Source organism: Pedobacter sp. UBA4863 (genome assembly GCF_002399615.1).
GTDB lineage: Bacteria > Bacteroidota > Bacteroidia > Sphingobacteriales > Sphingobacteriaceae > Pedobacter.
On the sequence record NZ_DHDZ01000033.1, the window covers coordinates 147876 to 174228 of the forward strand.

Consider the following 26353-nt stretch of genomic DNA (forward strand, 5'->3'; position numbering starts at 1 on the left):
AATATCTCCGCATTGGGAATAGAAAGTAAATATATGGTTTAAAAATAAGCATGGAGGATTCAATACGCTTATTATAAAACGAATATGCAAAAATATTGGCAGATTGAGCTGTTGACTGTTATTGTTTTTGATAAATAATGATATTGTAAGCTGTAAATAAGTATTTTAAATAATCAGAAGGTATTATTGCAAACAAAATAGATTGGTACACCTATGTGTTTAATTAATAACAAAAGTGGTAATGGAATGTGCCAAGCTATTTGTTTTTGCGGCATACCCCTTGAACCATAGCTGGTATGGCAAATCGTTATCTGAAGCATTCATTACTACAATTACAATTTTTCCATCCGGATTAATGAAGCCTATAGTTTGTAAAATATCTCTGGAAGGCGAAGTAATAATCCTTTTAGCACCCGGCTGGATAAACTTAGAAAAATGGCCTAAATAGTAGTAAGCATTGGTGTAAATCAGTTTTTTTGTTCTAGTATCTGCATGTATGGGTGCAAAACATAAATTTTTAACATGATTTGGCCCTCCTGTTTCGTCCAACAAGATGTTCCAATCTGTCCATGCAGCAGTTCCGGCGTTAAAATCGTTAATCATTGAGTGTCCATACCTTTCGCCCAACGACCAGTTGTTGATGCTGTCTAAATCAAATTTTTCCTTACACCCTTCTGTAAAGATCAGTTCCTTGTCTGGGAACGCTTCTTTTACATTTTTAAGGTTATAAAATTGCATATTGCTTTTTGTCCAGGTTTCGTACCAATGGAAACCAATGCCCCAAACGTATTTTGCAGCTTCTTTATCACTGAGAATTGTACTTGCTCTTTGATAAATCAAATCCCTGTTATGGTCCCAAGCTATTAGTTTTTTGTTGCCCATACCTGCTTTTTGTAATGTTGGCCCCAAATATTCCTTAATAAAATCACGCTCTTCTTCTGCTGTATATATGCATGATTCCCAAGTTTGTTTTGCCATCGGCTCATTTTGTACGGTTAGGCCCCATATCGGCAATCCCCTCTTTTCATACTCTTGAATATACCTGATGTAATAATTTGCCCAAACCTGACGGTACTGTGGCAAAAGCTTTCCTCCTTGCAACATATTGTTATTGTCTTTCATCCACGCAGGCGGTGACCAAGGACTAACATATAAAGGCAAATTTCCACCTGCCATTGCTGTAGCAGCCTTAATTAATGGAAGTCTATGTTTTTCGTCGGGGGCAATATTGAATGTTTTAAGTTCTTTATCATTGTCTTTAACATAGGTATAACTGTAGGAAGAAAAATCGCAACTGTTAATATGGGTTCTGGCAAGTGTGTAGCCAATACCTTCTGTTTTGCTATAATAAGCTTTTAGAAATTCCTGTTGCAAGGTTTTTGGCAATTTGGCATAAGTTTCTGCTGCTGCATCTGTTATTGCTCCGCCAATGCCAACAAAAGTTTGAAATGTACGTTCTGTATCTATAAAAACGGTTGGCTCGGTTTCTAACGGTTGTTTATTGGGCCTAAATTGTAACGTTGCATTACTGCTGATACGCTCAGTTGTATTTTTAGCTGTAGTAAATACTTTTATCTTTTTCGACTCAATATCTTGAGCAACTACTGCATTTGAATTTAGTAAAGTAAGGCTAAAGATGAAAACTAATCTTAATTCTTTGTTCATAGCAAAATGATATCAGGAATGTTATAAATTTGGTGCTACACAAATAAACAAAAGACATTGAACAAATTAACTTCATATATATTTTTGGTACTGAATTGGTCAATATAAATGAGCTAAAATACAACTTAACCATTTTTACCGTTATTTATCAAAATCTCAATTAAAAGTACTTAAAAACACATTTAAACCATTAACTATTACAATAATGAATAGAAAACACAGGTAAAAAATCTCCTCAACGAAACAATTAAAAAATGAGGTTTTTGGTAAATAATATTGATGTAAATCATCTACAAACTCCGGTAAAAAGCTCATAAAAAACATCCTAAAAACTAGTGAAAATTTGAAATTGTGAATTTAGTGTAGAACAAGAAGCACTTGCTGGCAACTTATTTAAGATAAAGAACTCATCTGCCTAGCTATTTTATCCATTGAAATTTTAAACAGTTTCTAAATATAACTACACATAAAATTTTATGATGTAGTAAAAAAAATCCTATCTTCAAACCATTCAAAACTAACTAAACAAAAACATAATTATTTATGAATATTAAGCTACGCTTAACCATAATGAGTTTCATGCAGTTTTTTGTGTGGGGTGCATGGCTAATTACAATTGCCAACTATTGGTTTGGCACCAAACAATGGGATGGAACTCAATTCGGAGCCATATTTGCAACCATGGGCTTTGCATCTTTGTTTATGCCTACCTTAACGGGCATTATTGCCGATAAATGGATTAATGCAGAAAAATTATATGCCATACTACATATTTTTTACGCTTTTGTACTGTTCTATATTCCTCAAGTAGAAACACCCAACTCGTTTTTTTGGACGATGTTATTGGCCATGTGTTTTTATATGCCAACCATTTCTTTAAGCAATTCTATTTCTTATACTACCTTAAAATCTAACAGTTTAGATGTAGTGAAGGATTTCCCTCCTATTCGTGTGTGGGGAACTGTTGGCTTTATTGCGGCAATGTGGGTAACTAATTTAACGGGGAGCAAGGCTTCTGCCTATCAGTTTTATATTGCTGGAACCGGTGCATTGGCATTGGGCTTATATTCATTTACCTTGCCTCCATGTAAGCCTTCTAAATTAATTTCAGAAAAAGCCAGTTTCCTAGATACTTTTGGTTTAAATGCCTTTAAGTTGTTTGCCACGTATAAAATGGCTTTGTTTTTTATTTTCTCGATGTTTTTAGGAGGAGCTTTACAGTTAACCAATGCTTATGGCGATGTATTTTTAGATGAATTTAAACACTTTCCTAAATACGCAGAATCATTTGTGGTAAAATACTCTACCATTATCATGTCTATTTCTCAGGTATCTGAAACGCTTTTTATTTTGGCTATCCCCTTCTTTTTAAAGCGGTTTGGAATTAAAAAAGTGATGATTATTGCCATGTTAGCCTGGGTGTTTAGGTTTGGTTTGTTCGCATACGGAGATCCTGCTGGTAATTTATGGATGATTGTGCTTTCTTGTATTGTTTACGGAATGGCATTTGATTTCTTCAATATTTCAGGTTCTTTATTCGTAGAAAGCAATACCGATTCTAAAATTCGTTCTTCTGCACAAGGTTTATTTATGATGATGACCAATGGAGTAGGAGCTGTTTTGGGAAGTTTAACTTCTGGTTGGGCAATTGATCGTTTCTTTACNNTACGGAATGGCATTTGATTTCTTTAATATTTCGGGCTCTTTATTTGTAGAAACTTCTACCAACGCTAAAACTCGCTCTTCTGCCCAAGGCCTTTTCATGATGATGACCAACGGTTTTGGTGCCGTGTTTGGCAGCTTGGTTTCTGGCTGGATGATTGACAAGTACTTCACTAATTCTTTCCAAAATATTTCTGCTGTAGCCACTTATGTAGATTCTACTACAGACAATAGTCATTTATTATCGTTCGTAAAAAGTCATGGTATCAATATTTTAAGCGATGGCAGTTTTGATAAAGCTTTACTGATGAAAGATTGGCAACATATCTGGCTGTCTTTCACCATTTACGCTTTGGTGGTTACTGTACTCTTCGCCATCATGTTTAAGCATAAGCATACTCGTGCCGAAGAAGAAGCTATCAACAAAATCAGCCATTAAAATATTTATACATTCCAATGTCGTCCGTAAAGCTTAGAAAAGAGAAAGATTGTTTAAACTGTGGCCATCACGTAGAAGAAACTTATTGTCCACATTGTGGTCAGGAAAATATAGAATTAAAGGAAGATGCCTGGCATATGATTACCCATGCCATTGCAGATTATTTTCACTTTGAGCATAAGTTTTTCGGCACCATTAAACCCTTGCTTTTTAAACCAGGAAAATTAACCGTAGATTATGTAGCGGGCAAAAGAGCTTCGTTCTTACATCCTATTAAGCTTTATATTTTTATCAGCATTGTATTTTTCATTACTATTTCTAGCGGAACCCATAACAAGGAGGAAGAAGCCAGCCTTAATGCGGAAGTAACCGAAAAACTCAAGAACGATACGATAGTCTCTAATTCTGAAAAGGAAGTGAGGCAGATTTTAAAGTACATACCACTTAGTAAAAGTAAGAAAGACAGTATTTTAAAAGAGGTAAGAAAAGATATTGAGGAAAATGGAAGTGCCGCTGTTAACATCGGATCCGCTAGAAAGAAAAAGAGTAAGTTTAGCACATTTTCTTCTGGCGAAGAAACCATTGAAGAATACGAAAAAAATCAGCGGGCCTTGCCAAAAGAAGAGCGTGACAACTTTATTGCAAATTATATAGCGAAAAAAAACATTGAATTTAATAAATATCCAGATCCAATGGCAAAAATTGGTGAAGATATTGTAAAATACATACCAAAGATGATGTTTGTGCTACTTCCACTGTTTGCACTCATCTTAAAATTAGTTTACCTCAGAAAAAAGAAGTTTTATTACGAACACCTCATTTATTCTTTCCATACCCATTCGGCTATTTTTTTAAGCTTTATTATAGCTACAGCTTTAAAATGGCTAACTGGCTTTGTAATAGATGTAAGTTCTTGGATAGAATTTGCAGGTTTAATTTACCTGGCTTGGTACATTTATCGGTCATTAAGAACATTCTATAATAGCACAAGGTGGATCACTGTTTCTAAATTCTTGTTCTTAACTTTCTGTTACAGTGTTTTATTAGCCGTATGTTTTCTGGGCATTATTGCATTTAGTGTAATAATGATATAGATTTCGTACTAAAAAACGTTGTCATATACCCAAAATCTTTAGTATTACGCTAAAAACTTTTAGTTGGTACCATAGAAGTATTAAAACTTAAACAAGCCTATAGGGTTATAAAAATTTAAGTATGCTAAAAACTACAAAATTATTTTATGGCATTGCCCTTTTAGTTGCTGTTGCATTATTGGCATTATTTGTAACAAATAACCCTGTTAATCACCTAGATATTAGCATTTCTCATTTTGTACAGCAATTTCACAATCCAGTATTAGATCAAATAATGATATTTATTAGTGCTTTTGGCAATGTACCCGTTGCCTTTGCTGCTATACTCATTACGGCATTAATATTTTTGCTTTTTAAATACAAAAGAGAGGCCTTATTTGTGATGGCAATTTCTTTTACGGGAATAATTACCTTTAGTTTAAAGCGCTTATTTAATAGGCCGCGGCCTACAGATGAATACGTTACGTTAATAGAAAGCTATAAAAACCATAGTTTTCCAAGTGGACACACATTATCTTACGTGGTTTTCTTTGGATTTTTAATTTTCTTAATGCGAAACTTAACCGCTATCCCATCGTATTTGAGACGTATGGTAAGTATATTTTCTTACCTAATGTTTGTTACTGGGCCTATTTCTAGAGTTTACTTAGGCGCACATTGGTTTACAGATATTTTAGGGGGAATTTTGATAGGTCTGTTGTACCTCTTAGCACTAAACCACTTCTACAAAAGGCTTTAAAAAAAAGAAATGGAGATAGAACCTAAGTCCTACCCCCATCATCTAAATTAACGCTCTCAAGAGCAAATATACGGCAGTTTTTGATAAAAAAAAATATATCTGCTATTTTTTTAAAAAAATTTATTGACATTTAAAATAATAATTATTCAATAGTTGATTAAAAAAGTATTTAAAACCATAAAAAATGGTATAATAATAGCAAAAATTAACATTAAAAAGTAAAAAGTACTTTTTAATAACTATAAACCACCATCAGTAAATTTTTATTTTTAATACTTTTGTAAAGTCAATTCTTAGGGATTTACTTGGTATTAAAAGCAAAGGCTATGCAAAAAGTTAAGGCGTAGGCATTAAAAATGAAAAAGACTATTCCAGTTTACAATATCCAAAACTTTACAGCTTATAAAAATGATGGTATTTTGGTAAGTAGATTTGGACATTATGCACAACAATACCAGCATTTACATAGTGCGCATCGCCATAGTTTTTATCACTTTGTATTTTTTACACATGGTAGTGGTACGCAACAAATAGACTTTAAAACATTTGATGTAAAGCCCAATCTTATTTATTTTATGTTACCCGGACAGGTACATAGCTGGAATTTTGAAACTAAGCCCGATGGTTACCTGATCAATTTTTCTGCATCGTATTTTAGCTCGTTCTTACTAGAGCAAGAATACTTAGCTAAGTTTGTTTTTTTTAGCGGCAAACCAGAAGAACAGGTTTTGATATTAGACCACATTACTAGCCAAAAGTTAATCTCAATTTTTGAAGAGATTTTGAGCGAAGGAAACACGGCATTATCCATTAATGATGATTTGGTTAAAGTATTAATGCTCCGGTTGTTTATAGAGGTATCTAGATCAAGCAATTTGCAAAACAATGCCGAAACCAATCCTTATAACCATACTATTTTAAAAAACTTTAAGCAATTAATTGAACAAAATTATACCGAGCTAAGATTGCCCAAGCAGTACGCGGCATTATTATATATTACACCAAATCACTTAAATGCGCTTTGTAACGATTTCTTAGGGATTTCGGCAGGCAAATTAATTAGAGACCGGATTATTTTAGAGGCCAAGCGCTTGCTAATTAATTTAGATTTAAGGGTAGTAGAAATTGCCGAAAAACTCAATTTCGAAGATCAATCTTACTTTGTAAAATTCTTTAAAAAATACGAGGGAACAACTCCCGACAGATTTAGAAAACAATACTTAACAACACCACATGGAACAGCATAAAGAAACAACATACTACGTATCTGAATGGAAAGGATTTTCGCAAGCAAAATGCCCTAGATGCAGGGTTGGAAAGGCTTTTATTGGAAATACCTATAGCTTAAAAGCCCAAAAAATGAATGAATATTGCCCACATTGCGGGTTTAAGTTTGAACGCGAACCGGGATACTTTTATGTGGCCATGTTTGTGAGCTATGCCATGAACGTAGCCGAAATGGTTACCGCTGGTATAGCAGCCTATGTTTTTGGCTTAAGCTTAGAATACGACAATGTTTGGACTTTCTTAACCGTTCTATTTGCCACTACGATAGTTTGTGCACCCTTCAATTTTCGTTATTCGAGAATGATTTTATTGTATTGGTTGTCGCCAGGCTTAAAGTACGACCCATCTCGAAGCGCACCTAAAGACGAAGCAAAGTAATAAAAAGGGATATAAGCCTCCGCCAGCCGTATATCCCTTTTTTATATTAAGCTAAAGCCCTAAACATGGTGGCGCCCACGGTTAAATTGGTTCTGCTATCAATTAATATTGCAGCGCCATTTGCTTTACTATCGCTATAAAAATCAAATGGCAAGTTATCGGCAGTTTTAAGTACTACCCTACCAATATCGTTTAATTTAAACTCGTCTGCCGAATGCTTTTCTAAAGTGTTAATGTCAACTTTATAAATCACTTCGGCTATTTTGCATTTGGTTACTTTGCTATTGTGTTGCAACAAATAAATAATCGATGTATCTAAAGCCTTCGTATCCATCCAACATAAATCGGCTTCTATCAATTTGCTTTCTTGTGGCAAAGCCGATGAATTTACAATGGTATCGCCACGGCTAATATCTACATCGCTAGACAAATGAATAGTAACCGATTGACCCGAAGAAACCTCTTCTAATTCTTGATTAAAAAACTCTATTTTACTAATGGTAGAACTAGCACCCGATGGCAACACCGTAATTTTATCGCCAACTTTAAAAGTACCGCTTACTACCCTACCTGCATAACCTCTATAATCGTGCAGTTCGTCTGTTTGAGGCCTAATCACCCATTGTACAGGCATACGAGCCTTGTCTGACTGTTGCGCCATACTGGTCTCTACTTCTTCTAAAAAACGTAACAAACTATCTCCTTTGTACCAAAGCATTCTATCAGATTGATGCACAATATTATCGCCCTTTAAAGCACTTACTGGAATATAAGTTACCTCTTGTAGTTTCAATTCCTCAGCTAAAGTTTTATATTTCTGTTCTATTGCATTAAATACGGTTTCGCTGTAATCAACCATATCCATCTTATTAACAGCAAGTACTACATGCTTTATTCCCAGCAACGAAACCAAGTACGAGTGACGAATAGTTTGCTCTACTACACCATTTCTGGCATCGACCAAAATAATAGCCAAATTAGCCGTAGATGCTCCGGTAACCATGTTTCTAGTGTATTGGATATGGCCAGGCGTATCAGCAATAATAAATTTACGTTGATCTGTTTGGAAATATTTGTAAGCTACATCTATGGTAATTCCCTGCTCACGCTCAGCTCGTAAACCATCGGTTAAAATGGCTAAGTCAACCGTACCATCATCATTTTTTCTATTGGCATTCTGAATAGCCTCCAACTGATCTGCTAAAATAGAATCTGTATCGTATAACAAACGACCAATTAATGTGCTTTTGCCATCGTCAACACTGCCCGCTGTAAAAAATTTAAGTATGTTCATGCTTTTGGTTGTTTAGGTGGTGGTTGTTTGGTTGTTTGGAAGAACAAAGTCTAACCAATTAAAAAACAAAACAACTAACCAACTAGATTAAAAATATCCTCCCTTTTTCCTGTCTTCCATTGCTGCTTCCGAAACTTTATCATCCATGCGGGCGCCACGTTCCGAAATTTTCGACCGACTAATTTCATCAATAATATCATCAATCAAAAAAGCATCCGACTCAATAGCGGCAGTACAAGAAATATCACCCACGGTACGGAAACGCACTTTCTTGCGTTCTACCACATCTTCCTCATCCATATTTACGTAAGAAGAAGCAGCCATTAACTGTCCATTGCGTGTAATTACCTCACGCTCATGCGCAAAATAAATACTCGGCAATTCTATTTTCTCTCTGCGTATATAATTCCAAACATCTAGCTCGGTCCAATTACTTATTGGAAAAACACGCACATTTTCGCCTTTATGAATTTTACCGTTGTAAATATTCCATAACTCAGGGCGCTGGCGTTTGGGATCCCATTGGCCAAACTCATCTCTCACCGAAAAAATACGCTCTTTAGCTCTGGCTTTTTCTTCGTCTCTACGAGCCCCACCTATACAAGCATCAAACTGATGTTGCTCAATAGTGTCTAGCAAGGTAACCGTTTGCAAAGCATTTCTACTAGCATTTTTACCTTTCTGCTCTACCACTTTGCCTGCATCTATAGAAGCTTGCACCGAGCCCACAATTAAACGTTCGCCCAAGCGAGCCACCATTCTATCGCGGTATTCTATGGTTTCCTCAAAATTGTGTCCGGTATCAATGTGTACCAACGGAAACGGGAACTTACCAGGCCTAAATGCCTTCTCCGCTAAACGAACCAGCGTAATCGAGTCTTTTCCACCAGAAAACAGCAAAGCAGGTTTTTCAAACTGCCCCGCCACTTCCCTTAAAATGTGGATTGCCTCGGCTTCAAGTTCGTCTAAATAATCAAAATTATATTTACTCATTTTCTTGGTTATGTCTTTTTTTATTTTGAAAAGCAAGGTCCATCGCTTTTCGGCTTCATTAGTCCCGCTATTCGTTCCAAGTTTTTGTCTTCGACAAGCTCAGACTGACAAACTTTTCACTTCTATCGGGTTTATTTTTGTGGGGCTTGTAACCCCTCTCTGCCTATCGGCATCTCTCCCCCAAAAAGGAGAGAAAACATCTATGAGAGGCAGAGTTCCAACTCCCCTTTAGGGGTTGGGGGTATGCAACCCACACTCCTTTTTGCTTTGGTCTTCCCACCACCAACGGCCGGCCCTAAAATCTTCACCTTCTTTAACCGCCCTTGTGCAAGGTGCGCAACCAATACTAGGAAAACCTTTATCGTGCAAAGTATTATAGACAATGTTGTTGCCCTTTACATATTCCTTTACGTCATCCAAAGTCCAATCAAATATGGGATGAAACTTAAACAGCTGATTACCTTCATCCCACTCTACGTCTCCCATCCCTTCTCTATTGTTACTTTGATCGGCCCTAATACCTGTAATCCAAATCTCGTTACCTGCTAAAGCCCTTTTTAAAGGCTCAATTTTTCTAATGTAACAGCACTCTTTTCTATTCGCTACACTTTCGTAAAAGCTATTTGGCCCTTTAGCTGCTACCATATTTTGCAACAAATCGCTTTGCGGAAAATAAGCATGAATAGGCTGTTGGTACATCTCTAGCGTTCTATTCCAAACGTAGTAAGTTTCTGGAAAAAGCCTCCCTGTTTCGAGGGTAAACACTTTAATTGGAATATTGTTAGCAAATATTAAATGTGTTACCACTTGATCTTCCCAGCCAAAACTGGTAGAAAAAACTACTTTATCTTTGTGTTTTTCTGCTAGATATTTAAGCTTAGCAACAATATCTAGTCCTTCTAACTCGTGTTTTAAAGCTCCAATCATCTCTCTATTTAGTTAGTAAAACAAAAATGGTACGCAAACTCACAATTATAACAATGATGGCTACCATAATCATGATGGTTTTTGCGTTTAATCTCTTAGTTAATAAAGCTCCAAAAGGAGCTGCAATACATCCTCCTAAAACAAGCCCCAAAATTATTTGCCAGTGTACCAAGCCTATCATCATAATAAATGTTAACGAGCTTGCCAGCGTTACAAAAAACTCAGTTAGATTTACCGAGCCAATAGTATAACGCGGATTACCACCACGAGCAATTAGTGTAGAGGTAACAATAGGCCCCCAGCCGCCACCACCTATAGAATCTAAAAACGCTCCAATAAATGCTAACGGACCAATTCTCTTTAATGGTTTGGTTTTTTTAGGTTTAGAAAGTGCTTTTAACAAAATTTTAATGCCTAAAAATAAGGTGTAGGCAGAAACCACTGGTTTTATAATGTGGCCGTAGTTTTCTAAAGACGACAAAATATAAGCACCAGCAATTGCACCAATAATTCCCGGAAGCAGCAACTTTTTAAATAACTTTGTACGTACATTTCCAAAACGCAAGTGCATTAGTCCAGAAACGCCACTGGTGAAAATTTCGGAAGCGTGTACACTTGCACTTGCCGCCGCAGGTGTAACCCCAAAAGACAATAAAAATGTAGTGGCACTTACCCCATAAGCCATCCCCAAAGCACCATCAACCAATTGTGCTAAAAATCCGCCTAAAATAAAATACAAAATAGTGCTATCAACCTCATTTGCCAAACCTTCGGCTACATCGCCAAGTTTTGCAAATGGAATAAACGATAAAAAGATATGCCCTACCACCATTGTTGCAATTACAGAAAGCACCCAAATCACAATTTTCTTGAGATTAAACTTATTTTCTTTCTCTAAAAAAGTGGCTGTAATACCATTTAGCACTTTTACTTTGTGTTTAATATCGCCGTTAAGATTGTTTCTAATTTGGTTTAACTGACCAATAGAATGGTCTATTTCTTCTGGAATAGCTTCATCTAAAACCTCTTTTAACCTTTTTGCCATGGTTGGCGATTTACCATTAGTAGAAATGGCTATTTTTAACTCACCTTTTTGTACAATAGAGCCTAAATAAAAATCGCAGAGTTGTGGTTTATCTGCAATATTTATTAGCAAACCTTTTTGGTGCGCCAATTTTCTTAACTCAACATTAAAATCATTGTCATTCGTAGCCGCAAAAACAATATCAACATCTTCTAAATCTTCAGCAGAAAAAGTTTTTCGTTTAATTTTAACCTTAGCATTTAAAGATGCGATTTCTGCTACTGCAGTATGTACTTCTTTCGCAATTACCGTTACTTGCGCTGCTGTGCTATTATTAACAATCGCATTTAGTTTCTCCAACCCCACTTCGCCTGCACCAACCAATAAAGTACGCAGCTCATTCAACTTAATAAAAGCTGGAAAAAGCTGGTTACCACTGGCTGGTAAAACTGCTGCCGTATTTAAATTAGGAGATGGCTGCATGTTGTGCAATTACACTTTTAAAAGATGGATGTAAAGACACTACTTCGCCAAATATTAATAAAGCTGGCGCTTGAATTTCTTCTTCTTGAACCCGAGCCACAATATTTTCTACTGTTGAAACGATCAATTTTTCGTTTTCGGCAGAACCATTTTGAACTACGGCGGCTGGCAATTGTTGTTTACCAGCGGCTTTAAATGCTTCGGCAATTTTCGGCAACTGTTTCAATCCCATTAAAACAACTACGGTAGCATTTGAATTTGCAGCTTGGTAAATGTCATCAGAAATTTGGCCATTGGTAGTAGTTCCTGTAATTACCCAAAAACTTTCGCTCAAACCCCGGTGCGTTACCGGAATTTGCTGCAAAGCTGGCACGCCAATAGAACTCGAAACTCCTGGTATAACTGATACAGGAACGTTATAAGATACAGCAAAATCCAACTCTTCATAACCACGACCAAACACAAAGGGATCGCCACCTTTTAAACGCACTACATGTCCATAGTTTAAGGCATAATCTATCATTAACTGATTAATAGCATCTTGCGAATGCGAATGTTCGCCAGAACGTTTACCCACATACACCTTTATGGCTTGTGCTGGGGCGTAATCCAATAAAGCTTCGTTGGTTAAAGCATCATACAACACTACATTGGCAGTTTGTAAAGCTTTTACCCCTTTTAAAGTCAACAACTCGGGATCGCCAGGGCCTGCGCCTAATAAAGTTACTTTGGGTACTATATGTATGTTTTGTTGTGTCATTTATTTACGATTTACGATTGGTATATATCATCAGTTTTCCGACTTATCAGCTCACCAATTCGATATTTTTAAATGCTTTTACTTTGTCTAAAAAATCTTTGGCTTGCGCTAAATAGGCTTCTGCAAATTGTGGCGATGGTTCATGTTTATTGATTTGCAATACCATGTCATTAAAATTGTTCATCCCAAATTTGTAAGCATATTCCTCATCAAAGGTTTTAATGATACCTATTTGCGTACTCTGCCCCTTTCCATTATCTAATAAAATGGCTTTTGCACCACTTATTAATGTGTTATAGGCGTTGTAAATGGCATCGGCCCATAGACCTTTGTTATAGGCTTCTATTGCCCACCCGTATTTTTCTTCGGTTTCAAAAATCAGCGTTGCCACTAAATCTATCACTACTCCGGCACATTCTCCTACACCAATTGCCCTTACAAAATCTTCATTTTGTCCCCAGTCTATAAATTCTTCATTGGTTACCGTTTCTTGGTCGGCAATAGGTTTTAACAGTTGATAAAAGTAGTCTTTGCCCAGTTCGTCGTAATAGTTTAAAAAGCTGCTATAAAAACTGGCCTTTTCACTATAATCGTTCAGTATGGTTCTTAAAACCTGTGGTGCTCTTTTAGATGGTACTTTGATAATTTTTTCGGAAGCCCTACCCTCGCCATTGCCCACAGCACCGCCGCCCAACAAAACTTGTACGGTTGGCATAATTTTGCCATTTACTTTCATGGAGCTGCCATGAAAACCAATATGTGCAATGCCATGCTGGCCACAGCTGTTCATGCAGCCACTAATTTTAATGTTAATTTCTTTATTATGTACAAAATCGGCATATTCTTGATAGATTACGCTTTCTAAAACTCTTGCTAACTCCATAGAATTAGAGATACCCAGATTACAAGTATCTGTACCGGGACAGGTGGTTACATCGGCTATGCTATTGTGCCCTGGTGCAGATAACCCTAACTCATCTAAAGCCAAAAACAAAGCTGGGAAGGCTTCTTTGCGTACATATTTCAGCATTAAACCTTGACTAATGGTTACCCGCATGTCATCGGCAATTAATGGCTTAACGGCAGCAATAAATTTACGTGCCGTAGCGGTTGACATATCGCCAGTGCGCACCTTTACATATACTCCATAAAAGCCTTTTTGCTTTTGCTCGAAAGTGTTGGTGGCTAGCCAAGTATGATAATCTAGTTGTTTATTTGATGGAATTTCTACCTCAACCGTAATTGGCTCAGGAATGCTTGGCTCGGCAACAATATCACGATCTATTTGATAACTTTTTACTTTCGTAGCTAAACGCTCTTCCTCTACCATTTGTAAAAAAGCAGCAAAACCAACTTTATTTAGCAAGAATTTTAAGCGGGCTTTGTTACGATTTGTTCGTTCACCAAACCTATCAAAAACACGTAAAACAGCTTCAGAAAAAGGAATGATCTGGTCTTCGGGCATAAAATCTGTAACTTGTTGGCCAATGTAGGGCTGTGCGCCCAAACTACCACCTAGCAATACTTTAAAACCTCTAATTTCTTTACCGTCCTGGTATTTTACTTTAGGGATAAAGCCAATATCATTAATGAAAGAATAGACAGTATCTTCTTCACTCGAAGAAAAACCGAACTTAAATTTCCTACCCAGCTCCATACTTACCGGATTGCCTAAAAAATATTTAAAGAAACCATGTGCATAAGGGCCAACATCAAAAGGTTCTAATGGATCTATGCCAGCTGTAGATGAAGCTGTTACATTACGAACGGTATTACTGCATGCTTCGCGGATGGTAATGTCGTCTTCCGATAGTTTTGCCCAAAGTTCGGGCGTTCTATCTAAACTTACATAGTGTATTTGTATATCTTGGCGTGTGGTAAAATGTAGGTTAGACGAAGCATATTCATCAGAAACATCGGCTATTTTAAGCATTTGTTTAAAGGTAATTTTACCAAAAGGAATTTTTATCCTTATCATTTGCACTCCGGGCTGTCTTTGTCCGTAAATACCTCTAGCTAAGCGTAGGCTCCTAAATTTTTCGTCGTGTATCTTTCCCTCACGAAAAGCTTTTATTTTATGCTCAAGATCTATAATTTCTTGCGGTACTAAAGGATTTTCAAGTTCTGTTCTAAAACTTTGCATTGCTTTTTGGTTATGCGCTATTTAAAAAACCGTTTCTCTTCTAAAAGAAACAGCTATGTTTAATTTCTTTTAAAATGATATGCCTACCTCTTTTAGCGTCAACTGTAAGAACAGTCGGTATTTTAACTTTCAAATTAAACAGCAGGCAATATTCTATTTTATCCGCCAAATATATAAAGTATATAGAAATAGTAGTTATTAATTTTGATATTTATTTTTCAAAAACAGTATAACTTTATTTTTGAAAAGAGGCTAATGATGTTAAACCCTTACAAAACAATGAAAAACAAAAGAATATAAGCGAGACAAACAGCTTATATAAGAGTGGGACTAAATTTTTATTTTCAGGGTGTCTTCTCTTTTAATGATATCAGCAATGCTAGTTTGGCCCAAAATTTTAAGCGTTGCATCTCGTACATCAATAAATGCACTTCTTATACCACAAGTTACCTCGTCTTTGCACTCATCGCATTTATGATAGAAGTTTAAACTGGCACAAGGCATCATGGCAACAGGGCCATCTGTAAGGCGTAGAATTTGTACTAAAAAGATTTCTTCTGGTTTTTTATTAAGGCTATAGCCGCCTCCAGCTCCTTTTTTACTATATAGAAAACCCGCATTCCTTAAATCTAAAAGAATTTGCTCTAAAAATTTTTTAGGGATGCGCTCTTCCTCTGCAATTTTAGAGATCTGCATAGGTGGCATGTCTATATTTTTACCAAGCGCAACTAGCGCTTTAATGGCATATTTGGTCTTTTTAGATAGCATACGTTACAAATGTAATAATTTTTTAGCTTGTTGAGCATTGGATTATTTGTTGGTTAACAGTTTTGACACTTAAACTATTTCTCGTAGTTCTCTGGTATCTTTTCTTTTTTAGCAGCTTCGAGGTACAATTTAACCTGATTTACACAGGCAGCCAAATTTTGTTTAATTTCATGCTCCCAAAAACGCATTACTACATAACCTAGTGCTTTTAAAGCAACATTTACAAACTGGTCTCGCTGCATATTTCGTTCTATTTTGGGTATCCAAAAAGCTTTATTGGTGTTGGGCATTCGTTTGTGCCATTGGTAACCGTGCCAAAAATCGCCATCAATGAATATAGCTAATTGATATTTTTCTATCACTACATCGGGTTTGCCAGGCAAATCATTGCGATGAACTCGAAAACGGATATTTGCTTTCCAAAGTGCCTTTCTTAATAATAGCTCAGGTTTACTGTTACTTCCCTTAATTTTTGCCATTATTTTACTGCGCTTTTTTGTGGTGTAAAACCCGGCACTTTCTTCGAAACGTGGTACTTTAATGGTGTTTTCTTCGATAGGCAAATAAAACTTGGGCTGCTTTTTCATCTATTTATATTTAATTAGTACGTCTTCATCGTTTACAATAAAAAACTTTACAAAAGTATCTACACTAGATCTTCTTTATAATGCAAAAAACACCTAAAGGTAATTTAGGCTATATTTTTGATTTTTACTGCTTATGCTCTATCGGAGATATAAGTTCTATTATCTCTTCAGCAATAATCTATAAACATTTTAATAACATCAATTAAACAGTATCTTAATTTTTAAACCAAAAAGCTTTTGCTACTTTTGTTTACCTAAACAAACGACTTGTTAAAGCTCCTAACATATAAAACACCTTCCAAATTCTTTTCAGAATTTGATAACCATTATAGTTATCTTAATCTGAAACAGGTAAGAACCATTAGCAGTGTTATCTTTATCATTAGTTGCACTATGCGCTTTTTATCTCTTGTTTTTTACAAAGAGGTTGTACAGTGGCACTATTATACAGAACTTTCGGTTTGTATCTGGATACAGTTTTTTGGTTCGGCAATCTTTTTTGCATCCTGTACGTATGCGCTTAATCCCACAAAATCTACAAAAAGGCAACGAAAAGGGCTTGTTGTATTGTTTATCATTTACATGCTTACCATGAGTTTTAGTGTAAGCTATATTATGGCGTTACACAACGCAAAGAACATGCTTACCATGTTTTTAATTGGCATTGCTACCGTAAGTTTGTTCTTTGTCATCGAATTTAGGACTATTGTTTTTGTGGTATCATATATCGTGCTGATTTATTTTTTGGCGCTAGTATTTCCAGCTTTACCTGTTCAACAAAAAATAATTAATAGCATGGCTGCCATTATACTTGGCGTTACCTTGCTGGTATTTTCTAGATACAGCTATTATTTCAAATCGAAACATTTTGTAAAAATTAAGGAACTTGAAGAAAAAAATCAGCAAATTTCACACTTAAACGGACAAAAAGGGGAAATTTTAGCGTTTGTTGCTCATGATTTGAGGTCGCCTTTAAATAACATTGAAGCTTTGGGCAATTTAATGTTAATTGAAAATGAAGGCAACAACGAGGCCAAAATGATTGTAAATGCAGCATCTCAGGCCAAAAATATTATTAACGATCTCATTGAAGCTGCCAAGCAAGAGCACCCCATTTTTTCGAAAGAACCTATCTCGTTAAATCGTTTTGTGAACGATTTAGCAGCTAAGTGGCAAACCAATACCGATAGAAAAATTAGGTTTTATGCTGATAAAGAAGATATTGTAATTAATGCAAATCCATCTAAACTAGAGCGTGTTATTGATAATTTAATTGGTAATGCTTTTAAATTCTCGAGTATATGCAAACCTGTAGATATTACCATTACCAAAAAGGATCATTCGGCTTTCATAAAAATAGTAGATTTTGGCATAGGCATCCCGAAAGAGATGCAGGCGCATGTTTTTGAGCAATTTTCTAAAGCTGGCCGACAAGGCTTAATGGGCGAAAAATCAATTGGCCTGGGGCTGCATATTTCTCATAAAATTATTGAGCAACACAACGGGGAGCTTTATGTAAATAGTACCGAAAACGAAGGAACTACTTTTACCATTCAACTACCTGCTTAATTATTTAATCGTCGTCTGCTATTTTACCTGCAAATAAATCCTTACTAAAATTAACCAAGAAAAGTTCTTTTTTTGCCCTTGTTACGGCGGTATATAGCCAACGCATAAAATCCAGGTCAACCATGTCTTCTGTTAAAAAACCTTGATCTACAAAAACGGCATCCCATTGGCCACCTTGCGCCTTATGACAAGTTACCGCATAGGCAAATTTAATTTGTAGCGCATTGTAATATGGATCTTGCTTAATGGCCTGCAAACGTTCTTTTCTGTTAACGATATGTTCGTAATCTAACAGCAGGCCTTCATATAATTTTTTACTGGCTTGGTATGGTAAATTTGGGCTTTCGAGCTGTAAAGTATCTAGCAACACCTTACAGGTAATTGTACCTACATCAGGAAAATCTATCAATTCTAATTGTACTTCGGCAAACCTAAAACCATAACGTTCTTCTTCTCGGCGTACTCTAATAATTTTTGCCATATCGCCATTGGCAATAAAAGCGGCTTCGTTATCTTCGGGCAGCCAAAAATAATTGTTACGCACCACCATAATGTAGTCTCCCCCACTTAACTCTTCGTCTCTATAAAGTAGTCTTGCCCTTATTTGATTATTGTAGATATTTGCCGATTTATTAGATCTGCACACCACTAGGGTATTTTCTAATCCGTACTTACCGTAGGCATATTCTAATCCTTCTACAAATTTTATCCCTGTCATCCTAAAGATATCTTTGTAACCCTGGGTGATAAACTTAGGCCATTTAGGCTTGTTTTCGTAACTGCTCACCAATTTTCTTAACATGGTAGCATTGGCTAAAATGCCCGATTTTTTTTCTTGCCTAACCACTTCTGTAAGTTCTACACAAGTTACCTCTAAATGAAAGTTACTACTTAAATATTCGGGATTTAGCGCTGGACTATTTACACTGCCCACAGGCGGAAGTTGTGCCGTATCTCCAACAAAAAGTAGGTAGCAGTTTTTAGATTGGCCTTCTGGCGATGGCTGAAAAACAAACTGCAATAAATCTCCCAGAAAAGAAGAACCATTTTGTGCACTCCACTCGTCGGCAATCATAGAAGCCTCATCTATAATAAAGACAGTATCCTGTGCTAAATTTGGTGCCAGCTGAAACACCGTATCTATACTTACGGCACTTTTCTTTCTGTAAATTTTTTTATGGATAGTTAAGGCTTTTTTTTGTGTGTAGTTACTCATTACTTTAGCAGCCCTACCCGTAGGTGCCAACAGTATGCTTTTAAGTCCGAATTTTGGCAAAGCTTTTACCAGTGCCGCTACCGAGGTGGTTTTTCCGGTTCCGGCATAACCTTTTAAAACAAAGCAGTTTTCTTCGTTAGTTTTGCTTAAAAAATTGGCAACTTCTCTGCAAAAGCGCAATTGTTCTTTTGTTGGGGCAAAAGGGTACGATTGTGCAATTAAACTGGCTTTATCCATTTGGCAAATATGCAAAATATGCCACAGATGTTATTAACCTGAACTAAATCAGCAAGCTTAAATATGATAATTTAATTCATTTTCACTAAAAACATCTATGCATCTGTGGCAATCAAACTCATTTTAAAATAAAAAAACTATTTTTGTGGATACATGAACAATAACAGCATTTTATTAATTGATCCGAACTTTGAACCAGCTGAGAGCAAAAATTTGAGCCTGTTGGTTAAAATAGGTGCCGATACTTTTTCTTATGCCATAACAAACGCCACAGAAAAAACCTTACTTGCTGTTTACGATGAGCAAGAATGTGAAAATGGTTACGACAAATTACAGGAACGCTTAAAAACAGATGCTTATTTAAAGCTCCCTTATAAAGAAGTTAAGATAGCTGCCCATACCCAGAATATTATTTTTGTGCCGCAAGAACTGTTTAACCAAAACGACACGGTTCTTTACACCAAGTTTTTTACTGAAACAGACGTTGAAAATGTATATGTTCAACCCAGTTTACAACAAAGCGTACAAACTATCTTCGCTTTGCCACCAACAGCAGAAAAAATAATTGGCGAACATTGGCCAAACAGTACTAAGCTTCAGCATAATGCAGGGTTAATTGAATTAGCTGCCCAAATAGAAACAGCTAGTATAATTATAGATTTCTCCGTTAGTTCATTTCAAATCATCTACATTAACCGCAATAAAATTACTTTTTCACAAAGTTATCAATTTGATAATTTAGATGAGTTAACCTATTATATCATATTAATTATTAACGAGTTAAACATAAATACCAAACAAACTAATTTAAAGCTGTGCGGAATTATACACGAAGACGATGAGAAGTGGAATTTGCTTGCCCAATACTTTGAAAAGGTTAATTTATGGGTAGCAACACCTTCATTAAACACCGATATTTTAGATGATATGCCGGCTCATTATTACACCAGCTTACTTGCACTACAGCAATGCGTATAGTTGGCGGTAAATTAAAGGGCCTGCAGTTTCATGCACCAGCAAAACTTCCTGTAAGGCCAACTACAGATATGGCTAAAGAGGCCTTGTTTAATATTTTGCTAAACAGTTATGATTTTGAAGAATGTACCATACTCGATTTGTTTACTGGAACAGGAAGTGTTAGCATTGAATTTGCCTCTCGGGATACACAAAGTATTACCTCGGTAGATAAACACCCTGGTTGTGTGGCTTGGTTAAAAACGGTGAAAGAGAAACATCATTTAGAAAACATTGCCATTTACAAAGCAGATGCTTTTAAATTTTTAACACAAACTTCAGAAAAATACGATATTATATTTGCCGATCCACCGTATGATTTACCTAACATTCCTTTGTTGCCACAGTTGGTACAACAATATCAATTGTTAAATGAAAATGGCGTTTTAGTTGTAGAACATCCGTCAACGCTTAAGTTAAACCAACAACCCGGATATACCGAAACAAGGAAATATGGCTATTCATCGTTCAGTTTCTTTAAGAAGATAAAAGAATAAGGGTTAAAAAACAGGGACTAGTTTTCAACGTCTCTCCTATTATAAACATCATCTTTATTTCTTATTTTTTGCTCATTAATCCTATTAAACTATATTTGGATATGAAAATCGCTTTATTTCCTGGCTCGTTTGACCCCATTACTATTGCCCATGTAGATATTTTGAAACGAGCATTGCCTTTGTTCGATAAAATTGTGGTAGGTATTGGCTTAAATAGTTCAAAACAAAATTTCTTGTCTGCCGAGAAAAGAGAGGAAATTGTAAATAGCATTTTTGTTAACGATAGCAATGTACAAGTACAAACTTACCAAGGCTTAACTATCGATTTCTGTAAAAAAATTGGTGCCAATTATATGGTTAGGGGTATCCGTTCTGCTTCAGATTTTGAATACGAAAGGGCCATTGCCCAAATTAACAAAAGCATGATGCCCGAAGTAGAAACAATCATCCTGTTAAGCAAGCCCGAATATTCTGCCATTAGCTCAACCATTGTGAGAGATATTTTAAGAAACAACGGCGATGTAAGTCAATTTGTGCCTAAAGAGGCTTTGCGCTTTTTTTAGCTATTGCAGTAAATAAATTGCAGTGCCGGTAATGGTAACAAGAACGTATTTAAACTGCGTTTTGTTCTCTTCAACTACCTTATACTTTACACCATCAATAATTAGCTCTTTTGTTTGTTTATTAAAGCTGAAGGGCACCGTTTTATTGGCAGTAGTTTCGCCATCACATTTCTTAAGGCCATAATTTCTAATCATTGTACCATCTGCCTTAAATAAAAAAGTATCATCTTGTTCGCACTCTGGCACGGCGAAATAGAAATTAGTCCCACTGGGATTTGTTGAAGCATTCAAATCTTTCATTCCAAATTTCCACGTCTTGGAAGTCAGCACATCTATCATTTGCTCATGTTCCTCTTTTTTACAAGCAAAGAGCAATGTAAAGAGTAAAAAAACAGAAAGGGCTGAAATTTGAGTTGTTCTTTTCATATTATTAACAAACGTTCGAAATTACAACTTATTGGTAAACTTTATTAACTCAAGCATTTCAAATCAAATGCTCACTCCTCAAAACATCTACTATTAAAGGATAGGTGTTTTCTATTTTCACTTTAATGTTTTGCGGAGCTACCCAAACTGCTGCTGTAATACCTTCTTCTACTTGAGGTATCAATTTCGGGCTACCTTTCACGTTCATTTTATACCAACTAGTTCGTTTTAAGATAAGTTCTCCGTTCATTTCATACACATGATAGGTTTTGCAAATGCTATCGTTACGTTTTGCTATTTTAACGCCACACTCCTCTTCAACCTCACGTACGGCCGCATCCTTTACTTTTTCGCCTTTATCTACTTTCCCTTTTGGCAAATCCCATTTTTTGTGCCTAAAGATAAAAAGAAACTCGCCTTGGGCATTGGCAACCAAACCACCGGCCGCCTTAATAACTGTTAAATCGTTTTTAATCTTTTTAAATACCACAGTCGCATTTTTTGTTACTAACAAATAGTTCTTTCCCTTGCTACCCTTTATTTTTTCGTAAAACGACCTAAACTCAAAGCCATCTTCCTCAATCTGTTGAATTTTATCCCCTATTAAAGAAGGGTTGTGAGTTATAAACAAAGTGTTGTCGTTAATATAAATTCTGTATTTTTGTGCCATGTATAATAAAAGTGATATTGAATTAAAGGTAGCTGAATTTTTATTACAAATAAAAGCAATTAAACTACAACCTGCTAATCCATTTACTTGGGCATCGGGTTGGAAATCGCCTATCTACTGTGATAACCGGATAACTTTATCTCACCCTTCGGTAAGAACTTACATTCGTCAGAAACTAGCACAACTTATACAAGAAGAGTATGGAGCTGTTGATGTAATTGCAGGAGTGGCTACTGCCGGTATTCCGCAAGGTGTATTAGTTGCACAAGAATTGGGCTTACCTTTTATTTACGTAAGAGCTAAAGCAAAAGAGCACGGCACAGGAAGCCTTATTGAAGGCGAAATTGTAGAAGGCCAAAGAGTAGTAGTGATTGAAGATTTAATTTCTACAGGGAAAAGCAGTTTACAAGCAGTAGAAGCTTTACGTAATGCTGGCTTATCTGTAGCTGGCCTGGTAGCTATCTTTACGTATGGTTTTCAACAAGCCGACGATAACTTTGCCGCTGCTAAATGTAGATTTTCAACACTTTCTAACTACAGAGCTTTAATAGATTATGCCGCAGAACATGCTATTATTGCTAAATCAGATATCGAATTCCTAAACAAATGGCGTGAAAATCCAGCTGAATGGGGACAAGGCGAAATGGTATAAATTTATAGCCACACACAACATCTAACATAAATGACAATTATTGAAAGTAACGCTGAAATTAATTTGCCTGTAGCACAAGTTTATCAATTTCTTGCTGATTTAAACAACCACCAACAGTTAATGCCAGAGAACATTTACAATTGGTCTTCTACGGCAGATACTGCAAGTTTTACCATCCAGAACATGGCTAAATTGGCAATCCATATTTCAGAAAGGGTTGAAAACCAAAAGTTAGTTGCTATACCAACAGAAAAACCACCTTTTGATCTATCGTTAGAATGGAACCTAATTGATAACGGAGATGGAACTACCACTGCAAAACATATCATTTCGGCAGATTTGAACATGATGATGAAAATGCTTGCTGCTGGCCCATTACAAAAGTTAGCAGATTACCAAACCAAAAGAGTGAAAGAGATTTTGGGTTAATAGTATCAAAGGAAGTTCAAAAGACTTCCTTTTTTTATACCTGCTAATTTTATTGTAGGCAAATAAAATCACACCACCATTTCTACACGGTAATTACCTATTCCAATTTCATTCTTTTCATCAGAAAATAAAACCCAATAGCGGTAAACAGCATTAATAAACCTGTACCAATCCAAAGCACATTAAAGCCATAATTTGCAGCAATCTTGGTACCTAAATAAGGCGCAAAAATTAATCCGGCAGATAAAGAAAGGGAATTTAAGCCCATATAGGCTCCCCTATTTTTAATGGTAGAACGTTGTAAGGTAACGGTAGCCATAAAAGGCATGGCCAATATTTCTGCTATACAAAGAATAAACATAGAAACATATAACAGCCACAAGCCTTTAGCAATCAACAAGGATACAAAAGCCAGCCCACACAAAAATACACCAATAATAATTGCGTTAGCCGCAGTTGTTCTTCTTTCTGCAAGATGCACAATGAGCATTTCTAAGCTAAAGACTACTACACCACTATATGCCAAAATTATGCCTATACTTTTTTCAGATAATTGATAAACTTCTCTATAATATAATGGCAATGTGCTGAGCAATTGAAAAAAACAAATGGCAAAAAACACACTCAATAAAGAAAAAACCAAGAAAGGAACATCCTTATAAGGCGATTTATAGGCTATTGCTTCGTTATTGGTATCTTCTTTTTGAGCGATAACTCCTTTCCTATTTCTAAAATATAGATAGAAAATTAATGCTGCAAAAAATGCAGTAACCGCGTTTCCGTAAAACAAAAAATTGTAAGACAATGCTGCCAGCAAACCGCCTAAGGCTGGCCCAATAGAAAAACCTAGGTTTAAGGCCATTCTATTTAGCGTAAAACTTCTTACCAAAGTGTCCGGTTTAGAATAATAAGCTAAAGACACCGAATTGGCAGGTCTAAAAATATCGCTTACCATGCTCAATATTAAAATACCTATTCCCAAAGTAATTTCGGTTTTTAATAGCGGTAATATTATAAAAAGTGGCACTACGGCAACCAAGCTAAAAAGTTGAACCTTAAAATGCCCGAATTTATCGGTTAGCCAACCCCCAATAGAAGAGCCAATTACCGAGCCTATACCAAAACAGCTCAACAAAATTCCTGCAGTCTCTAAAGAAAAACCTAAATGATTTACCATATAAACACCCAAAAAAGGCACTACCATGGCTCCACTCCTATTTACCAACATTACCAAAGCCAGCATCCAAGTAGGTGATGACAAGCCCTGATAAACTTTAAAATAATTTTGGATATAGGTTTTCATTTAAAATAGAATTGGTTGCAAAGATACAGTTTAGGATAGATTAAAAGGGATAGTGGCTGTCAAGCGATAATCATTTGAATAAAAAACCCAGCGACAAATTAATGTCGCTAGGTGCACAAAACTGAAAACATTGTTCAGTAATAAGATGTATTCAGTCTATTATAAAGTTTGTTTATGCAACCACAACTGTTTATTATCTTCGGTGTTGCCAAAATAAATCAGTTCCTTATTATCTGGCGAAATGTACATTGGATATCTATCGCTTACTACGTATTTTTTATCGCCTGGAAAAATCACAGTACCTAAATTGCCATTGCTTATTTTAGCATACTTTGGGTACATATTTCCTTTTTTGGTAATTTCGTAGGCAGCCCATAACAAATCTCCATCGTTAAGTTTTAGCAAATAAACTGGCGAAGCCATTTTTTCGGATGCTTTTTCTACCTGTGGTAAAGTAAGGTTTTTAACTAGGCTGCCGTCTGTAGAGATATTAAAGGCATAGATATTACCCCATTTTTCGGGATCGTTTTCTTTTTTCTCAAAAGCCTGTCCGGCAATCCATACTTGATTTTCGGCAGTTTTAATGGCACCATTAGCCGAAAAGCGACTTAATTCGACACCTATACTTTTCATAGCAGTTGCTTTTACCACGGCTTTCTGCCCATTTTTTATACGAATGACTATCAACTGGTCGTCATTACCTTTAAAGGATGTAAAATCAGCATATTTATCTTCGTTACCTGCTTTGCTTGTACCAAGTATTATGGTTTCATCATTTAAATTATAGATATAAACATTATTGAGCCTACCATAAGGGCTGATGAATTTTGTCCTTTCCTTAGTTTTGGTATCTACTCCTATACGCAGGTATTCGTATTCGCTTTTATTGGGAGCAAAATATGGTTTTACGCCACCGTGAGTGGGAGCAAAAAGCATCAACATATCGTTGCTGCCGTCGGTAGCAGGCTGGTCGTACAGTTTTTTGTAGCTGTACTTAAAATCAAATGGTGTTTCGGCAATTTTTTGGAGATTTTTAGCACTGTAACGTTGAGCCACATAACGAATATTAGTTCCAAATATTTTTTCACCTGTGGCTGGATCTTTCATACCTAAGGTATTAACACAGGACACCACCATTACATCGCCACTAGAAGAAGATACCCTTTTTTGACCATTTCCGTAAGTTTTACTGTTACTCATATCCCAATTAGACATTGTTCTTCCCGTGCTAAAAAATTCTGATGGCGCATCGGTCTGAAAACCTACCATAGTGAGCCTGCGTCCACTTGCATCGTCTTTTATTTTTACTTTTTCACGGTAAATAAAACCTTGGTCAGTGATATGCTTTTTGCCTGTCGGCGTTTGCAGTTCCATTGATCTCCAACCGATATAGCCCGTCATGAGCACCAAATTGCCCAGTATATTGTTTTCTACCGACAATACACTGTCGCGAATGATACCGCTAGATGATGTATTGAAAAAATCGCTCCAGAAAGTAGATTTTTTCTTTGCCTGCTCCATGTCTAGTTCTTCT

General features: G+C 36.1%; 26 protein-coding genes. 12 read left to right on the forward strand and 14 right to left on the reverse strand.

The genetic code is table 11. The annotated features are described in order from the left end of the window. Positions 1-219: 219 nt before the first annotated feature. On the reverse strand, positions 220-1665 hold the full coding sequence (locus B3I52_RS07410) for a glycoside hydrolase family 30 protein (RefSeq protein ID WP_293300001.1): 1446 nt from the start codon (positions 1663-1665) through the stop codon (positions 220-222). A 579-nt stretch (positions 1666-2244) separates the two neighbouring features. On the opposite strand from B3I52_RS07410, the gene B3I52_RS07415 reads away from it, so the two are divergent. The 6 genes from B3I52_RS07415 (at position 2245) to B3I52_RS07440 (ending at position 7264) form a co-directional block, all read left to right on the forward strand. Next, entirely contained in the window at positions 2245-3348 is a 1104-nt protein-coding gene (locus B3I52_RS07415; protein ID WP_422662126.1) for an MFS transporter, read from the forward strand. Beyond that, positions 3338-3766: a hypothetical protein gene (locus B3I52_RS07420; RefSeq protein WP_293300005.1), complete on the forward strand. Its 429-nt coding sequence runs from the start codon at positions 3338-3340 to the stop codon at positions 3764-3766. The genes B3I52_RS07415 and B3I52_RS07420 overlap by 11 nt, the downstream gene beginning before the upstream one ends. Before the next feature lie 17 nt (positions 3767-3783). Then, positions 3784-4860: a DUF3667 domain-containing protein gene (locus B3I52_RS07425; RefSeq protein WP_293300007.1), complete on the forward strand. Its 1077-nt coding sequence runs from the start codon at positions 3784-3786 to the stop codon at positions 4858-4860. 121 nt (positions 4861-4981) lie between these two features. Further along, the gene (locus tag B3I52_RS07430) at positions 4982-5599 is read left to right on the forward strand and encodes a phosphatase PAP2 family protein (RefSeq protein ID WP_293300009.1); all 618 of its coding nucleotides are present in this window, start codon (positions 4982-4984) and stop codon (positions 5597-5599) included. Positions 5600-5955: 356 nt separating this feature from the next. Next, positions 5956-6846 (forward strand): AraC family transcriptional regulator, encoded by an 891-nt coding sequence (locus B3I52_RS07435; protein WP_293300011.1) that lies wholly within the window; start codon positions 5956-5958, stop codon positions 6844-6846. After that, complete coding sequence (locus B3I52_RS07440) at positions 6833-7264, forward strand: DUF983 domain-containing protein (protein ID WP_293300013.1); 432 nt, start codon at positions 6833-6835, stop codon at positions 7262-7264. The genes B3I52_RS07435 and B3I52_RS07440 overlap by 14 nt, the downstream gene beginning before the upstream one ends. Before the next feature lie 46 nt (positions 7265-7310). Here the strand turns inward: B3I52_RS07440 and B3I52_RS07445 are convergent, their stop codons facing one another. The 8 genes from B3I52_RS07445 to B3I52_RS07480 form a co-directional block, all read right to left on the reverse strand. Beyond that, complete coding sequence (locus B3I52_RS07445) at positions 7311-8558, reverse strand: sulfate adenylyltransferase subunit 1 (RefSeq protein WP_293300015.1); 1248 nt, start codon at positions 8556-8558, stop codon at positions 7311-7313. 87 nt (positions 8559-8645) lie between these two features. Further along, positions 8646-9551 (reverse strand): sulfate adenylyltransferase subunit CysD, encoded by a 906-nt coding sequence (cysD, locus tag B3I52_RS07450; protein ID WP_414691872.1) that lies wholly within the window; start codon positions 9549-9551, stop codon positions 8646-8648. A gap of 228 nt (positions 9552-9779) precedes the next feature. Then, a complete protein-coding gene (locus B3I52_RS07455) occupies positions 9780-10478 on the reverse strand; it encodes a phosphoadenylyl-sulfate reductase (RefSeq protein WP_293300017.1) in 699 nt (232 codons plus the stop codon). Positions 10479-10482: 4 nt separating this feature from the next. Continuing rightward, positions 10483-11985 (reverse strand): TSUP family transporter, encoded by a 1503-nt coding sequence (locus B3I52_RS07460; RefSeq protein WP_293300019.1) that lies wholly within the window; start codon positions 11983-11985, stop codon positions 10483-10485. After that, positions 11969-12745 carry a uroporphyrinogen-III C-methyltransferase gene (gene cobA / locus B3I52_RS07465; RefSeq protein WP_293300021.1) on the reverse strand — a complete coding sequence of 259 codons (777 nt, stop codon included), beginning with the start codon at positions 12743-12745 and terminating at the stop codon, positions 11969-11971. Before cobA ends, B3I52_RS07460 begins: the two co-directional genes overlap by 17 nt. Before the next feature lie 46 nt (positions 12746-12791). Continuing rightward, the gene (locus B3I52_RS07470) at positions 12792-14888 is read right to left on the reverse strand and encodes a nitrite/sulfite reductase (RefSeq protein ID WP_293300023.1); all 2097 of its coding nucleotides are present in this window, start codon (positions 14886-14888) and stop codon (positions 12792-12794) included. Between the two features lie 330 nt (positions 14889-15218). Then, positions 15219-15656, reverse strand: coding sequence for an RrF2 family transcriptional regulator (locus tag B3I52_RS07475; RefSeq protein WP_293300025.1), 438 nt, complete (start codon positions 15654-15656; stop codon positions 15219-15221). Between the two features lie 74 nt (positions 15657-15730). Beyond that, on the reverse strand, positions 15731-16243 hold the full coding sequence (locus B3I52_RS07480) for a very short patch repair endonuclease (RefSeq protein WP_293300027.1): 513 nt from the start codon (positions 16241-16243) through the stop codon (positions 15731-15733). Between the two features lie 615 nt (positions 16244-16858). On the opposite strand from B3I52_RS07480, the gene B3I52_RS07485 reads away from it, so the two are divergent. Then, a complete protein-coding gene (locus B3I52_RS07485; protein WP_293300029.1) occupies positions 16859-17812 on the forward strand; it encodes a sensor histidine kinase in 954 nt (317 codons plus the stop codon). 4 nt (positions 17813-17816) lie between these two features. Here the strand turns inward: B3I52_RS07485 and B3I52_RS07490 are convergent, their stop codons facing one another. Continuing rightward, the gene (locus tag B3I52_RS07490; RefSeq protein ID WP_293300031.1) at positions 17817-19265 is read right to left on the reverse strand and encodes an ATP-dependent DNA helicase; all 1449 of its coding nucleotides are present in this window, start codon (positions 19263-19265) and stop codon (positions 17817-17819) included. 153 nt (positions 19266-19418) lie between these two features. On the opposite strand from B3I52_RS07490, the gene B3I52_RS07495 reads away from it, so the two are divergent. From B3I52_RS07495 to coaD, 3 genes are all read left to right on the forward strand, one after another. Then, complete coding sequence (locus tag B3I52_RS07495; RefSeq protein ID WP_293300033.1) at positions 19419-20243, forward strand: DUF3822 family protein; 825 nt, start codon at positions 19419-19421, stop codon at positions 20241-20243. Continuing rightward, positions 20234-20776 (forward strand): RsmD family RNA methyltransferase, encoded by a 543-nt coding sequence (locus B3I52_RS07500; protein ID WP_293300035.1) that lies wholly within the window; start codon positions 20234-20236, stop codon positions 20774-20776. The genes B3I52_RS07495 and B3I52_RS07500 overlap by 10 nt, the downstream gene beginning before the upstream one ends. 101 nt (positions 20777-20877) lie before the next feature. Beyond that, on the forward strand, positions 20878-21339 hold the full coding sequence (coaD, locus tag B3I52_RS07505; RefSeq protein ID WP_293300037.1) for a pantetheine-phosphate adenylyltransferase: 462 nt from the start codon (positions 20878-20880) through the stop codon (positions 21337-21339). Here the strand turns inward: coaD and B3I52_RS07510 are convergent, their stop codons facing one another. Both B3I52_RS07510 and B3I52_RS07515 read right to left on the reverse strand, forming a co-directional pair. Beyond that, a complete protein-coding gene (locus B3I52_RS07510) occupies positions 21340-21765 on the reverse strand; it encodes a hypothetical protein (RefSeq protein ID WP_293300039.1) in 426 nt (141 codons plus the stop codon). Positions 21766-21823: 58 nt separating this feature from the next. Beyond that, positions 21824-22435 (reverse strand): NUDIX hydrolase, encoded by a 612-nt coding sequence (locus tag B3I52_RS07515; RefSeq protein WP_293300041.1) that lies wholly within the window; start codon positions 22433-22435, stop codon positions 21824-21826. Here B3I52_RS07515 and pyrE point away from each other — a divergent pair. Together pyrE and B3I52_RS07525 are read left to right on the forward strand one after the other, a co-directional pair. Continuing rightward, complete coding sequence (pyrE, locus tag B3I52_RS07520) at positions 22434-23087, forward strand: orotate phosphoribosyltransferase (protein ID WP_293300043.1); 654 nt, start codon at positions 22434-22436, stop codon at positions 23085-23087. The genes B3I52_RS07515 and pyrE overlap by 2 nt on opposite strands. A 30-nt stretch (positions 23088-23117) precedes the next feature. Then, positions 23118-23516, forward strand: coding sequence for an SRPBCC family protein (locus tag B3I52_RS07525; protein ID WP_293300045.1), 399 nt, complete (start codon positions 23118-23120; stop codon positions 23514-23516). A 97-nt stretch (positions 23517-23613) separates the two neighbouring features. On the opposite strand, the gene B3I52_RS07530 is transcribed toward B3I52_RS07525, so the two are convergent. Further along, entirely contained in the window at positions 23614-24819 is a 1206-nt protein-coding gene (locus B3I52_RS07530) for an MFS transporter (RefSeq protein WP_293300047.1), read from the reverse strand. A gap of 159 nt (positions 24820-24978) precedes the next feature. Then, positions 24979-26353 (reverse strand): hypothetical protein (locus tag B3I52_RS07535; protein WP_293300049.1); only part of this gene is annotated, 1375 nt, incomplete at its 5' end.